Here is a 13,124-nt window from a genome sequence, read left to right as displayed (position 1 = left end):
CAATCATTTATTCCTGCAATGGCAAGGTAGCCTGCTGACGCAGGGTAGCCCCCAGGAAGTACGCCGGCGCGCGCAGCCGCGACAGCATCATCAGCACGATCCCCAGCACCGAGATGATCGCGGCGATCACGAACACCAGCCCCAGCCCGCCCACATGCGAGCCGCTGCCGAAGTCCGGCGAGGCGCTGTCGATGGCGGTACGCACGAAGATAACCGACAAGATCACCCCACCCACCAGCGGGCACAAGCCGCGCATCAGGAAGTGGCGCAGGCTGTCGAACAGGCTGTGGCGGAAGTACCAGACACAGGCGAAGGCCGTCAGCGAATAGTAGAAGCAGATCATCATGCCCAGTGCAGTGATGGTATCCGCCAACACGTTCTCGCTCAGGGTGCGCATGGTCACGTAGAACAGGCCCGCGGCCACGCCGGCGCAGATGGTGGCGTAACGCGGGGTCTGCGAACGTGGGCAGACGCTGGCGAACTTCTGCGGCACCGCGCCGTAGTAACCCATGGCCAACAGTGTGCGCGCCGGCGACACGAAGGTCGACTGCAGCGACGCCGCGGTACTGGCCAGCACGGCGATGGACATCAGGATCGCCAGCGGCCCCATGACCGGGCCGGCCAGGTGAGCGAAGACGTTTTCCTGGATGCGCGGGTTGTTCAGGCCCAGGCCCTGTTCGCTGATACCAGCAAACTGCAGGGTGGCAATGGCGGTGAACAGGTACAGGCCGAGGATCAGCAGCACGGTCCAGGTGGCCGCCTTGCCCGGCACCTCGTCACTGCCGACCGATTCCTCGCTGACAGTCAGGCACACGTCCCAGCCCCAGAAGATGAAGATCGACAGAGACAGCCCGGCGGCAAAGGCCGAGAAAGATTCGACGCCGAACGGGTTGAACCAGGCGAAATCGAATTCCAGCGGTGGCGGCGCTGTGGTTTCGCCGAAAGCGGCAAAGGCAAAGCCGATCAGCACCAGCAACTGCAGGGCCACCAAGCCATATTGCACCGTCATGGTGGTGGTCATGCCACGGCAGCAGATCCACACCGCCAGGGCGATGAACACGCAACAGGTGGTTATGTTGATGAGCAGGTTGTCGGCCAATGCCGCCAGTTCATGCTTGCCGGTAATCTGACCAAGGAACAGATAGAAGAAGTCGACCGCCACCCCTGCCAGGTTCGACAACACGATGGTGGTGGCGACCACCAGGCCCCAGCCACCGATCCAGCCGATCATCGGACCGAAGGCACGCGCCGACCAGGTAAACGAAGTACCACTGTCCGGCTCCGCCGAGTTCAGTTCGCGGTAGCCCAAGGCTACCAACAGCATCGGCAGGAAGCCGACGATGAATACCGCTGGCAGGTGCGCGCCCACTTCACGCACGGTCGGCCCAAGGGCGCCGGTCAGTGTGTAGACCGGGGCGATGGTGGAAATGCCTAGCACCACGCTGGCCAGCAAGCCCAGCCGGCCGGTGGCCAGGCCCTTGCTGCGCTGGGTGTTGCCCGCGTCGGCCGCCACGTCGGGTGGGCGGCCGGCTTCTGTGTAATTGCTCATGAGTATTTGCCGTAAATTTTGGAATTGTTTTCACAGGCCTTGCGTACAAGGCCCGCTTTCACTCATTGAAAGCTTGCTGCCGGGAACAAGTCATCCGAGACCTTCGGGTGACGTCAGAGTGCCTCCTGCCGTGCGCCCTCCCGTCTTGCATAAGCAAAACAGGCCTCGCGAAACGCCTGGAACAGGCGCAACGAGACCGGGTTTTCGGTAAATCGCCACTCCGGGTGCCACTGCACGCCGAGCACAAAGCCCGGCGCGGCAGGCATGGACACCGCTTCGATCAGGCCATCCGGGGCCCGTGCCTCGACGCGCAGGCCTGGGGCCAGACGGTCGATGCCCTGGCTGTGCAGCGAGTTGACCTCGAACTGCGCCGCCAGGCCCAGGCGCTCGAACAACCCGCCAGGCTCGATGCCGACAAGGTGACGAGGGCCGTATTGCACCTCCAGAGGTGCGTCCTCTGGTTCACGGTGGTCCAGGTAGCCGGGCAGTTCCTGCACGCGCTGGTGCAGGCTGCCGCCCAGGGCCACGTTCAATTCCTGGTAGCCACGGCAAATACAGAACACCGGCACACCGGCGGCAATGGCCGCCTGCAACAGTGGCAGGGTCAGGCGATCGCGTGCCAGATCGTGCCGGGTACCCGCCGCGCTGGGGGCGCCATTGTAATGATGCGGTTCGATATTTGAAGGTGAGCCGGTAAAAACAATGCCGTGCAGACGGGCCAGCAGCGCCTGCGTGTCGCTGCCCCCGTCACGGGCCGGCAAGATCAATGGCAAGCCGGCAAAGCCGGCCGCCTCGACATACTTGTCGCCTACCGTATGCGACGAGTTCTTCCCCACCTGCTGGCGGCAGGCGCTGACACCGATCAAGGGGACCGCATTTGCGCTCATGGGCTTACACCGTGTGCAGGTACCAGTTGTACTCGAGATCGGAAATCGACACTTCGAACTCGGCCAGTTCGCTTTCCTTGCAGGCCACGAAGATATCGATGTAATCCGGGCTGATGTATTGGTTGAGGACTTCGCTGTCGTCCAGCGCGCGCAGGGCATCGCGCAGGTTGTTCGGCAGGCTCTGCTCCAGCTGTTCGTAGGAATTGCCTTCGATCGGTGCCTGCGGCTCGACCTGGTTGGTCAGGCCGTGGTGAACACCGGCGAGGATCGCCGCGAGCATCAGGTAGGGGTTGGCGTCGGCACCGGCCACGCGGTGCTCGAGGCGCACGTTATCGCTGCTATCGGTGGGCACGCGCACGGCCACGGTGCGGTTGTCCAGGCCCCAGCTTGGCGCATTGGGCACGTAGAACTGCGCGCCGAAGCGGCGGTAGGAGTTGATGTTCGGGCAGAGGAAGGCCATCGACGCCGGCATGGTCTCCAGCACACCACCGATGGCATGGCGCAGCGCGTCGCTTTGCAGCGGGTCGTCACTGGCGAAGATGTTCTTGCCGGTTTTCTTGTCCAGCAACGAAATGTGCACGTGCAGGCCATTGCCTGCCTGGCCCGGGTAGGGCTTGGCCATGAAGGTGGTGTCCATCTCATGGTCATAGGCAACGTTCTTGATCAGGCGCTTGAGCAGGATCGCGTAGTCGCAGGCCTTCAGCGGGTCAGCCACGTGGTGCAGGTTGACCTCGAACTGTGCCGGGGCGCTTTCCTTGACGATGGCGTCGGCGGGCAGGCCTTGCTCCTTGGCCGCTTCGAGCATGTCCTGCAGGCAGTCGGCATATTCATCGAGGTCGTCGATCAGGTACACCTGGGTCGACTGCGGGCGTTTGCCGGAAATCGGCGAGCGCGGCGGCTGCGGGCGACCGTTGAGGTTATCCTGGTCGATCAGGTAGAACTCCAGCTCGAACGCGGCGCAGATATCCAGGCCCAGGTCATCGAACTTGCTCACCACCTGGCGCAGTACTTCGCGCGGGTCGGCGAAGAACGGCTGGCCATCCAGTTCGTGCATGGTCATCAGCAGCTGGGCGGTGGGCCGCTTCTGCCACGGCTCGTCCGACAGCGTGCCGGGGATCGGGAAGCAGATGCGGTCGGCATCGCCGATGTCCAGGCCAAGGCCGGTGCTCTCGACGGTGGACCCGTTGATGTCCAGGGCGAACAACGATGCCGGCAGGTTGATGCCCTTCTCGTACACCTTGTGCAGGCTGGCCCGCTCGATGCGCTTGCCACGTACCACGCCGTTCATGTCGGAGATCAGCAGGTCGACGTACTGCGTGTCCGGATGGGCCTGGAGGAAGTCATTCATCTCGCTGGAAGAACTGGCGCACGGGGTTACCGACGTCATGGCTGTACATCCTTTGATTTGCTGCGGCGATGTGGGGGATACGGCTGGCGCCTCACGGGCGACGATGGTTGCAGCTGTTGTTCTTTTCACTTTCCCATCGTGGGGATTGGTTACCCGACCGGGCGCATTGATTCCCGGGGGCCGTTTCACTATAAAATGGCCAAAACGCAACAGACATTGGCAATTCGGCAAGCAGAGCGTGCACCAATGCAATATCAGATTACCCATGCCGACCTCTCCCTGGTCCTGGCCCTGGAACGTGGCCGCTCGCTGGCCAAGGCTGCCGAGTTGCTCAAGGTCGATGTTTCGACGGTGTTCCGCTCGATCCGCCGGCTGGAGTCGGCGCTGGGCACCGCCTTGTTCGTCAAGAGCCGCAAAGGCTACCTGCCGACCGACACCGCCCAGGCCCTGGCCGAGCAGGCCGAACGCGCCGAGCAGGCGCTGGAGGCGGCGCGCATCGCCATGACCAGTGGCGAGCAGGTTGTAAGCGGCACGGTACGACTGACCTGTACCGAAGCGGTGATGCACAGCCTGCTGCTGCCGGCGCTGGCCGAATTCATGCCCAACTACCCGGCCTTGTCGCTGGAGATGGGCACTTCCAACACATTCGCCAACCTCAGCCGGCGCGATGCCGACATTGCCCTGCGCCTGACTAACACGCCACCGGAGCACCTGGTGGGCCGCAACCTGGGGTCCACCTCCTACGTGGTCTGCGGCCAGCCGCAGTGGCGCGAACGTCTGGCCGAGTCGCCTGCCAGCGTGCCGTGGATCGCCCCCGACGACTCGATGCAGGACCACCCTACGGTGGTCTGGCGCAACCAGCAGCACCCGGGGTTGAGCCCGCGCTACCAGTGCAGCGGCATGTCGACCATCGCTCAACTGGTCACGGCCGGGCTCGGCGTGGCAGCGCTGCCGGACTACATGGTGCATGCTCTGCCCGGGGTGGATGCGCTGAGCGGGCCGCTGCCGGGTTGCGACACCCAGCTGTGGCTGCTGACCCGGCCGGACTGCCGGGCGTTGCGCTCGGTGCAGACCTTGTTCGAGGAACTGACCCCGCGGTTGCGTGACGCGATGCTCTGAGGTTATCGTCAGGTTCAAGCGATAGGGTGTCTGTTCCGGCCCTTTCGCGGCTGAAGCCGCTCCCACAGGGTGCGGTGATGAACCTGAGGGCAATGCGGTCCCTGTGGGAGCGGCTTTAGCCGCGAAGAAGGCAACACAGGGCTTGAGGGTAACCACCCGACAAAACAGCGCTTCCCTATTGGCTGGTGATTTTTTAAACTATCGAGTCCGCCTGCCCATTATCGGGCTGCACGCCCACCGCAATTGCTACTGAGGAAGACCATGGCCCGCGTAACTGTTGAAGACTGCCTGGAACACGTGGATAACCGCTTTGAGCTGGTCATGCTCTCGACCAAGCGCGCTCGCCAGCTGGCGACCGGCGGCAAAGAGCCACGCGTTGCGTGGGAAAACGACAAGCCGACCGTTGTTGCCCTGCGTGAAATCGCCGAAGGCATCGTCACCAACGAGTTCATCGCCGCTGAAGAGATCGTCACCGAGGATCCGGTGTTCGCCGCGTTCGAGGACGAGAACAACGAGGCTGTCTGATTGATGCCAGGTCGACGTCGCACGGCGCAAGGCCCCCTTCCTCGGCAGGAGGTGAACCCATGCCGGGTATAGAAGCCTTGGCCGAACGGCTGTCGACCTACCTTGGCCCCGAACAGGTCAACCTGGTCCGGCGCGCCTATTTCTACGCCGAACAGGCCCACGATGGGCAGCGCCGCCGCAGTGGCGAGCCCTACGTGACCCACCCGCTGGCCGTGGCCAGCATCCTCGCCGACATGCACATGGACCATCAGAGCCTGATGGCGGCCATGCTGCACGACGTGATCGAAGATACCGGCATCGCCAAGGAAGCCCTCAGCCAGCAGTTTGGCGAGACCGTGGCCGAACTGGTCGATGGGGTCAGCAAGCTGACCCAGATGAACTTCGAGACCAAGGCCGAGGCGCAAGCCGAAAACTTCCAGAAGATGGCCATGGCCATGGCCCGCGATATCCGCGTGATCCTGGTCAAGCTGGCCGACCGCCTGCACAACATGCGCACCCTGGAAGTGCTGTCCGGCGAAAAACGCCGGCGCATCGCCAAGGAAACCCTCGAGATCTACGCCCCCATTGCCAACCGCCTGGGCATGCACACCGTGCGCGTTGAGTTCGAGGACCTCGGCTTCAAGGCCATGCACCCGATGCGTTCGTCGCTGATCCACCGCGCGGTGAAAAGCGCACGCGGCAACCGCAAGGAGATCGTCGCCAAGATCGAACATTCGCTGGCCAACTGCCTGGCCGCCGACGGCATCGAGGGCGAAGTCAGTGGCCGGCAGAAACACCTCTATGGCATCTACAAGAAGATGCGCGGCAAGCGCCGCGCCTTCAACGAGATCATGGACGTGTACGCCTTCCGCATCGTCGTGGACAAGGTCGATACCTGCTACCGCGTACTCGGTGCGGTGCACAACCTCTACAAGCCGCTGCCCGGTCGCTTCAAGGATTACATCGCGATCCCCAAGGCCAACGGCTACCAGTCGTTGCACACCACGCTGTTCGGCATGCACGGCGTGCCCATCGAAATCCAGATCCGCACCCGCGAGATGGAAGAGATGGCCAACAACGGCATTGCCGCGCACTGGCTGTACAAGTCCAACGACGACGAGCAACCCAAGGGCAGCCACGCCCGCGCCCGCCAGTGGGTCAAGGGCATCCTCGAGCTGCAGCAACGTGCCGGCAACTCGCTGGAATTCATCGAGAGCGTGAAGATCGACCTGTTCCCGGACGAGGTCTACGTGTTCACGCCCAAAGGCCGCATCATGGAACTGCCCAAAGGCTCCACGGCCGTCGACTTCGCCTACGCGGTGCACACCGACGTCGGCAACAGCTGCATCGCCTGCCGCATCAACCGCCGCCTGGCGCCGCTGTCCGAACCGCTGCAAAGCGGCTCGACAGTGGAAATCGTCAGCGCCCCGGGCGCGCGGCCGAACCCGGCCTGGCTCAACTTCGTGGTTACCGGCAAGGCGCGCACGCACATCCGCCACGCGCTCAAGCAGCAGCGTCGCTCCGAGTCCATCAGCCTGGGCGAACGCCTGCTGAACAAGGTGCTCACCGGCTTCGACAGCAGCCTGGAAATGATCCCCCAGGAGCGTATCCAGGCCATTCTCGCCGAGTACCGCCTGGAGCTGATCGAAGACCTGCTCGAAGACATCGGCCTGGGCAACCGCATGGCCTACGTGGTCGCGCGCCGCCTGCTGTCGGCCGAAGGCGAGCAGCTGCCGGCACCGGAAGGTCCGCTGGCGATTCGTGGTACCGAAGGGCTGGTGCTGAGCTACGCCAAGTGCTGCACACCGATCCCGGGCGATCCGATCGTCGGCCACCTGTCAGCCGGCAAGGGCATGGTCGTGCACCTGGAAAACTGCCGCAACATCAGTGAAATCCGCCACAACCCGGAAAAGTGCGTACAACTCTCCTGGGCCAAGGACATCACCGGTGAGTTCAATGTCGAGTTGCGTGTCGAACTGGAGCACCAGCGCGGCCTGATTGCCCTGCTGGCCAGCAGTGTCAACGCCGCCGACGGCAACATCGAGAAGATCAGCATGGACGAACGCGACGGCCGTATCAGCGTGGTCCAACTGGTGGTCAGCGTGCACGACCGCGTGCACCTGGCGCGTGTGATCAAGAAGCTGCGTACCCTGACCGGTGTGGTCCGCATCACCCGCATGCGTACGTAGTCCGCCAACCGCAAGGAGTCATCATGAGCAAGACCGTCATCAACAGCGACAAGGCCCCTGCCGCCATCGGCACCTACTCGCAGGCGATCAAGGCCGGCAACACCGTGTACATGTCGGGCCAGATCCCGCTGGACCCGAAGACCATGGAGCTGGTCGAAGGCTTCGAAGCCCAGACCGTACAGGTGTTCGAGAACCTCAAGGCCGTGGCTGAAGCCGCTGGCGGTTCGTTCAAGGACATCGTCAAGCTGAACATCTTCCTCACCGACCTGAGCCACTTCGCCAAGGTCAACGAGGTGATGGGCCGCTACTTCGAGCAGCCTTACCCGGCCCGCGCCGCCATCGGTGTTGCCGCGCTGCCGAAAGGCGCCCAGGTCGAAATGGACGCCATTCTGGTCATCGAATGATGCCCCGGTGACGGGCGCCCTGCCCGTCACCTTCCCTTCTCTGCAAGGTTACCCCGTCATGCGTCAAGCACTGCCCCTCGCGCTGGCAGCCCTGCTTCTGGGCGGCTGCGCCAGCCACAAACCTGAAGACCTGAACGGCACCTGGATCAACCAGAAAGCCATCGATGAGGTGGTCGAAAGCGGCCGCGTTACTCAAACCCTGAACAAACACGGCATTGAGCTCGAATGGAAGCTGGACGTTGCAAGCCAGAAAGCGAGCTTCAGTAACGGCTTCGAAGGCGCGGATGGTCAACTGATCATCAATGAAGACCAATGGCAGATTAGTACCGACGGTGCAGAACCTGCCCGATTGACGCTGCGTGGCGACGAATTGAAAGTGGCAAACCCAACCTTGGGTGAACAGACTTTCGTGCGCGTCAAATCACCACCTGTAGCAAATGCACCGCTAGGCGGCAGCTTCGAGAAGGCGCTTTACCAGGCCTACCTGGGCGGCAACTGGAAGATCGTCGAAGGCCAGGGCAAAGGTGCCAGCGTGCGCTTCGGCGACACCGGCAATGTCACCGGCCTGCCAGGGCCAGACCGTTTCGCCCTGTGCCTGGCGGGTGATTGCGCGACCATGGGTGGCAGCAATGACAGCCTGTGGCTGGAGCGCAACCAGCGTGGCGCGCCGTTCATCCTCAAGCGCGATGGCGACAAGCTGGAGATCTTCCAGGCGGTGAACCGTGCGCAGCCGGATGAAATGCCAGTGTTGGCGGCCGGCAAGCGCCAGTGGGTGCTGGAACTGGACTGAAGCCTGCTGAAATCGTGGTCGAACTCACCGGCCTCTTCGCGGGTAAACCCGCTCCCACAGGCACACCGCCAGGCTTGAATCCAGCGGAGCACCTGTGGGAGCGGGTTTACCCGCGAAGAGGCCGGTAGACTCAGCGCACGCCTTTCAGGATTGCGGCATAGCCTTCCCTGTAACTCGGATACACCGGCGCCCAGCCCAACGCCCGCGCCCGGGCATTACTGCAGCGCTTGCTGCCGGTACGCCGCACCCGCTGCTCATCCGACCACTCGGTTACCCCCATGTACGCCCGCAGCCAGGCCACCACATCGGCCAGCGGCGCCGGGTCGTCGTCGACGCCGATGTAGCAGTCGTCGAGCACCTTGCCGTCGGCATCGGCCTGCAACAGGAACGCCAACAGGCTGGCAGCATCCTCAGCATGGATGCGGTTGCCATACAGCGGTGGCTCCTCGGCCACGCGATAGCCCTGGCGCACCTGACTGAGCAGCCACTCGCGGCCGGGGCCATAGATGCCGGTCAGGCGCACCACGCTGGCCGGGATGCCGCTGGCCAGCGCCAGCCGCTCAGCCTCCAGCATCAACCGCCCGGAATAACCTTCAGGCTCGGTGGCCGCGCCTTCTTCGATCCATTCGCCGTCCTTCTGTGCATACACGCTGCTGCTGGACACGAACAGCAGCCGTCGTGGGCATTGCCCGCGCTCGGCCAGCCAACCCAGCACATGGCGCAAACCGTCGACATAGGCTGCCTGGTAACCCGCTTCGTCGTGCTGGCTGGCCGCCACGCAATACACCAGGTAGTCCGGCGCGCGCTGCGGCCAGGTGTCGGGAATCGATGGCTCGGACAAGTCCGCTGCCACCGGCACGACCCCCGCAGGCAACTGCCCGACCGAGCGACGCAGGCCGCTCACCTGCCAGCCGCGCGCAAGCATCTGCCGGGCAAGACGCCCGCCTACATCACCACATCCCACCACCATCACGGAAAGGTCTGACATCTCTAAACTCCCTAGACCAATTGATCAGCCCGACCACGCTACACGATGGATGGCTAGACCATAGGCGAAAAAAGCAACAAGATTACTTTTGTTAACAAGAATTACTTGCAATAATGGCCGCCAAATTGTTCTCGGCCTACCTCGAGGCCTTGGAGAACGTTAACTTCATTCTTCATCAGGTCCGGCCAGCATGACACGTACTCAACCTTCCGCTTCGCCAACCCCGTCGCGCGCCTGGCGCGCCATCGCCGCGCTGACACTCAGCCTGGTGCTGGCCCCGGTGGCCATGGCCGATGAGCCAACCGCCAATGCTGCCGCGCCTGCTGCCGCTACCGCACCGGCTGCTCCGGCAGTTGCTCCAGCCGCAGCACCGGCTGGCGGTGCAGTTGCCGCCACCCCGGTTGATGCCCCGGTCGCTGCAGACCCGAGCGTCGAGGCTCTGGTTGAAGACACCTCGCTGGGCATGGCCCACGACCTGTCCCCTTGGGGCATGTACAAGAACGCCGACGTGGTGGTGAAGGCGGTGATGATCGGCCTGGCCATCGCCTCCATCATCACCTGGACCATCTGGATTGCCAAAGGCTTCGAGCTGATGGGCGCCAAGCGTCGCCTGCGTGGTGAAATCGCCCTGCTGAAGAAATCCGCCAGCCTCAAGGAAGCCAGCGACGTTTCCAACAAGGAAGGCACCCTGGCCCACACCCTGGTCCACGACGCACTCGAAGAGATGCGCCTATCGGCCAACGCCCGCGAAAAAGAGGGCATCAAGGAGCGCGTCAGCTTCCGCCTGGAGCGCCTGGTACACGCCAGCGGTCGCACCATGAGCAGCGGCACCGGCGTACTCGCCACCATCGGCTCCACTGCGCCATTCGTCGGCCTGTTCGGTACCGTATGGGGCATCATGAACAGCTTCATCGGCATCGCCAAGACCCAGACCACCAACCTGGCCGTGGTTGCCCCAGGTATCGCCGAAGCCCTGTTGGCCACCGCCCTGGGTCTGGTCGCCGCAATTCCGGCCGTGGTCATCTACAACGTCTTCGCCCGCTCCATCGCCGGCTACAAGGCCCAGGTGTCCGACGCCTCCGCCCAGGTGCTGCTGCTGGTCAGCCGTGATCTGGACCACCAGGGCAGCGAGCGTGTTGCCCCGCACATGGTGAAAGTGGGGTAAGCCATGGGCCTGCATCTCAACGAAGGTGGCGACGACCTCGCCGAGAACCACGAAATCAACGTTACGCCGTTCATCGACGTGATGCTGGTGCTGCTGATCATTTTCATGGTCGCAGCCCCCTTGGCCACGGTCGACATCAAGGTCGACCTGCCGGCCTCGACCGCCAAGCCGGCGCCGAGGCCCGAGAAACCGGTGTTCGTCAGCGTCAAGGCCGACCAGAAGCTGTACGTCGGTGACGATCAGGTCCCTGCCCCCGACCAGCTTGGCCCGATGCTCGATGCCAAGACCAAGGGCGACAAGGAAACCACCATCTTCTTCCAGGCTGACAAAGGCGTGGATTACGGTGACCTGATGGAAGTGATGAACAACATGCGCGCGGCCGGCTACCTGAAAGTCGGTCTGGTAGGTCTAGAGACGGCAGCCAAGAAATGACAAGAACGCGCTCGAACATGGCGCGCTACGGTGGCAGCCTGGCGATCGTGCTGGGCGTGCACGTGGTCGCCGTGCTGCTGACGCTCAACTGGTCGGTGCCCCAGGCCATCGAACTGCCACCGGCAGCCATGATGGTCGAGCTGGCGCCGTTGCCGGAGCCTGCGCCACCACCGCCCCCGAAAGCGGCGCCGCAGCCACCGGCACCGGTCGAGGAACCGCCACTGCCGAAGCTGGCCGAGGCACCCAAGCCCAAGATCGCCATTCCCAAGCCGCCCAAGCCAAAGGCCAAGCCACAGCCGCCCAAGCCCGAGAAAAAGCCTGAGCCGCCGAAGGAAGCACCGCCGACCGAACAAACGGTAGACGCACCGCCCAGCAACACGCCACCGCAGAAGTCCGCGGCACCGGCACCGAGCATTGCGTCCAACAGCAAAGCCCTGCCGACCTGGCAGAGCGACCTGCTGCGTCACCTGGCCAAGTACAAGCGTTACCCGGAAGACGCGCGCCGTCGCGGGCTGCAGGGCATAAACCGCTTACGTTTCGTGGTCGACGCCGAAGGCAAGGTGGTGTCGTACTCCATGGCCGGAGGTTCGGGTAGTGCCGCTCTGGACCGGGCGACCCTGGAAATGATCCGTCGGGCCGGCACGGTACCCAAGCCGCCACCCGAGTTGCTGAACAATGGCACGATCGAAGTCGTGGCCCCGTTCGTCTACTCGCTGGACCGCCGCTGAGACTTTTGTTTCTGTCACAAATCGGCAAGTCTGATAACGTGCGTCTATCGATTGCAGCCGCTATGCTGGGCTCGCAACTTCATGGACGCACGTTATGACCCTCACAGAATTACGCTACATCGTCACACTCGCCCAGGAACAGCATTTCGGGCATGCCGCCGAACGCTGCCACGTGAGCCAGCCGACCCTGTCGGTCGGTGTGAAGAAGCTCGAGGATGAGCTTGGCGTGTTGATCTTCGAGCGCAGCAAGAGCGCGGTCCGCCTGACCCCAGTCGGCGAAAGCATCGTCGCCCAGGCGCAGAAGGTACTGGAGCAGGCCCAAGGCATTCGCGAGCTGGCCCAGGCCGGCAAGAACCAGCTGACCGCCCCGCTCAAGGTCGGTGCCATCTATACCGTCGGCCCGTACCTGTTCCCGCACCTGATTCCGCAGCTGCACCGCGTGGCACCGCAGATGCCGCTCTACATCGAAGAGAACTTCACCCACGTACTGCGCGAAAAGCTGCGCAACGGCGAACTGGACGCGGTGATCATCGCCCTGCCGTTCAACGAAGCCGACGTGCTGACCCTGCCGCTTTACGATGAGCCGTTCTGCGCCCTGATGCCGGCTGACCACCCGTGGACAGCGAAAAAGACCATCGACACCGCAATGCTCAACGACAAGAGCCTGTTGCTGCTCGGTGAAGGCCACTGCTTCCGCGACCAGGTACTGGAGGCCTGTCCAACGCTGAACAAGGGCGGTGAAGGCTCCAAGCACACCACGGTGGAGTCCAGCTCGCTGGAAACCATCCGTCACATGGTGGCCTCGGGCCTTGGCGTGTCGATCCTGCCGCTGTCGGCGGTGCACAGCCACCACTACGCCCCCGGTGTCATCGAGGTTCGCCCACTGACCGCACCGGCACCATTCCGCACCGTAGCCATCGCCTGGCGCGCCAGCTTCCCGCGGCCGAAAGCCATCGAGATCCTCGCCGACTCGATCCGCCTGTGCTCGGTCGCCAAAGCCCCTGCGGAACAACCGGCCTGA

The 13,124-nt window shown here is 63.5% G+C and carries 13 protein-coding genes; 9 read left to right on the top strand and 4 right to left on the bottom strand.

All coding sequences use genetic code 11. From position 1 onward, the window contains the following. Window positions 1-7: 7 nt before the first annotated feature. From MJ643_RS06680 to MJ643_RS06670, 3 genes are all read right to left on the bottom strand, one after another. Window positions 8-1,549 (bottom strand): APC family permease, encoded by a 1,542-nt coding sequence (locus MJ643_RS06680; RefSeq protein WP_013974795.1) that lies wholly within the window; start codon window positions 1,547-1,549, stop codon window positions 8-10. Between the two features lie 113 nt (window positions 1,550-1,662). Next, a complete protein-coding gene (locus MJ643_RS06675; RefSeq protein WP_023661934.1) occupies window positions 1,663-2,436 on the bottom strand; it encodes a gamma-glutamyl-gamma-aminobutyrate hydrolase family protein in 774 nt (257 codons plus the stop codon). A 4-nt stretch (window positions 2,437-2,440) separates the two neighbouring features. Then, the gene (locus MJ643_RS06670; protein ID WP_015272334.1) at window positions 2,441-3,823 is read right to left on the bottom strand and encodes a glutamine synthetase family protein; all 1,383 of its coding nucleotides are present in this window, start codon (window positions 3,821-3,823) and stop codon (window positions 2,441-2,443) included. Between the two features lie 207 nt (window positions 3,824-4,030). Between MJ643_RS06670 and MJ643_RS06665 the strand changes: the two genes are divergently transcribed. From MJ643_RS06665 to MJ643_RS06645, 5 genes are all read left to right on the top strand, one after another. Next, a complete protein-coding gene (locus tag MJ643_RS06665) occupies window positions 4,031-4,903 on the top strand; it encodes a LysR family transcriptional regulator (RefSeq protein ID WP_013974798.1) in 873 nt (290 codons plus the stop codon). 261 nt (window positions 4,904-5,164) lie between these two features. After that, window positions 5,165-5,428: a DNA-directed RNA polymerase subunit omega gene (gene rpoZ, locus MJ643_RS06660; RefSeq protein WP_003253383.1), complete on the top strand. Its 264-nt coding sequence runs from the start codon at window positions 5,165-5,167 to the stop codon at window positions 5,426-5,428. A 59-nt stretch (window positions 5,429-5,487) separates the two neighbouring features. Continuing rightward, window positions 5,488-7,596 (top strand): bifunctional GTP diphosphokinase/guanosine-3',5'-bis pyrophosphate 3'-pyrophosphohydrolase, encoded by a 2,109-nt coding sequence (spoT, locus tag MJ643_RS06655; protein ID WP_013974799.1) that lies wholly within the window; start codon window positions 5,488-5,490, stop codon window positions 7,594-7,596. A 23-nt stretch (window positions 7,597-7,619) separates the two neighbouring features. After that, the gene (locus tag MJ643_RS06650) at window positions 7,620-8,000 is read left to right on the top strand and encodes a RidA family protein (RefSeq protein ID WP_009684531.1); all 381 of its coding nucleotides are present in this window, start codon (window positions 7,620-7,622) and stop codon (window positions 7,998-8,000) included. Between the two features lie 58 nt (window positions 8,001-8,058). Beyond that, entirely contained in the window at window positions 8,059-8,790 is a 732-nt protein-coding gene (locus MJ643_RS06645; protein ID WP_013974800.1) for a hypothetical protein, read from the top strand. A gap of 130 nt (window positions 8,791-8,920) precedes the next feature. Here the strand turns inward: MJ643_RS06645 and MJ643_RS06640 are convergent, their stop codons facing one another. Next, window positions 8,921-9,778 (bottom strand): SDR family oxidoreductase, encoded by an 858-nt coding sequence (locus MJ643_RS06640; RefSeq protein ID WP_023663581.1) that lies wholly within the window; start codon window positions 9,776-9,778, stop codon window positions 8,921-8,923. A gap of 190 nt (window positions 9,779-9,968) precedes the next feature. On the opposite strand from MJ643_RS06640, the gene exbB reads away from it, so the two are divergent. From exbB to MJ643_RS06620, 4 genes are all read left to right on the top strand, one after another. Next, window positions 9,969-10,943, top strand: a complete 975-nt coding sequence (exbB, locus tag MJ643_RS06635) for a tonB-system energizer ExbB (RefSeq protein WP_013974802.1) — start codon at window positions 9,969-9,971, stop codon at window positions 10,941-10,943. 3 nt (window positions 10,944-10,946) lie between these two features. Next, window positions 10,947-11,375 carry a TonB system transport protein ExbD gene (gene exbD / locus MJ643_RS06630; RefSeq protein ID WP_013974803.1) on the top strand — a complete coding sequence of 143 codons (429 nt, stop codon included), beginning with the start codon at window positions 10,947-10,949 and terminating at the stop codon, window positions 11,373-11,375. Beyond that, entirely contained in the window at window positions 11,372-12,103 is a 732-nt protein-coding gene (locus MJ643_RS06625; protein WP_015272339.1) for an energy transducer TonB, read from the top strand. The genes exbD and MJ643_RS06625 overlap by 4 nt, the downstream gene beginning before the upstream one ends. A 94-nt stretch (window positions 12,104-12,197) precedes the next feature. Next, entirely contained in the window at window positions 12,198-13,124 is a 927-nt protein-coding gene (locus MJ643_RS06620) for a hydrogen peroxide-inducible genes activator (RefSeq protein WP_013974805.1), read from the top strand.

This window comes from Pseudomonas sp. PNPG3 (assembly GCF_023093815.1).
Taxonomy (GTDB): domain Bacteria; phylum Pseudomonadota; class Gammaproteobacteria; order Pseudomonadales; family Pseudomonadaceae; genus Aquipseudomonas; species Aquipseudomonas asiatica.
The sequence above is the reverse complement of the archived record's forward strand: the minus strand, read 5'-3'. Positions and strand labels throughout refer to the sequence as shown.

Coding starts and splice junctions, on each gene's coding strand:
- MJ643_RS06645 (WP_013974800.1), top strand. CDS start 8,059: ATGCGTCAAGCACTGCCCCTCGCGCTGGCAGCCCTGCTTCTGGGCGGC.
- MJ643_RS06680 (WP_013974795.1), bottom strand. CDS start 1,549: ATGAGCAATTACACAGAAGCCGGCCGCCCACCCGACGTGGCGGCCGAC.
- MJ643_RS06675 (WP_023661934.1), bottom strand. CDS start 2,436: ATGAGCGCAAATGCGGTCCCCTTGATCGGTGTCAGCGCCTGCCGCCAG.
- rpoZ (WP_003253383.1), top strand. CDS start 5,165: ATGGCCCGCGTAACTGTTGAAGACTGCCTGGAACACGTGGATAACCGC.
- MJ643_RS06665 (WP_013974798.1), top strand. CDS start 4,031: ATGCAATATCAGATTACCCATGCCGACCTCTCCCTGGTCCTGGCCCTG.
- exbB (WP_013974802.1), top strand. CDS start 9,969: ATGACACGTACTCAACCTTCCGCTTCGCCAACCCCGTCGCGCGCCTGG.
- MJ643_RS06640 (WP_023663581.1), bottom strand. CDS start 9,778: ATGTCAGACCTTTCCGTGATGGTGGTGGGATGTGGTGATGTAGGCGGG.
- MJ643_RS06670 (WP_015272334.1), bottom strand. CDS start 3,823: ATGACGTCGGTAACCCCGTGCGCCAGTTCTTCCAGCGAGATGAATGAC.
- MJ643_RS06620 (WP_013974805.1), top strand. CDS start 12,198: ATGACCCTCACAGAATTACGCTACATCGTCACACTCGCCCAGGAACAG.
- spoT (WP_013974799.1), top strand. CDS start 5,488: ATGCCGGGTATAGAAGCCTTGGCCGAACGGCTGTCGACCTACCTTGGC.
- MJ643_RS06625 (WP_015272339.1), top strand. CDS start 11,372: ATGACAAGAACGCGCTCGAACATGGCGCGCTACGGTGGCAGCCTGGCG.
- MJ643_RS06650 (WP_009684531.1), top strand. CDS start 7,620: ATGAGCAAGACCGTCATCAACAGCGACAAGGCCCCTGCCGCCATCGGC.
- exbD (WP_013974803.1), top strand. CDS start 10,947: ATGGGCCTGCATCTCAACGAAGGTGGCGACGACCTCGCCGAGAACCAC.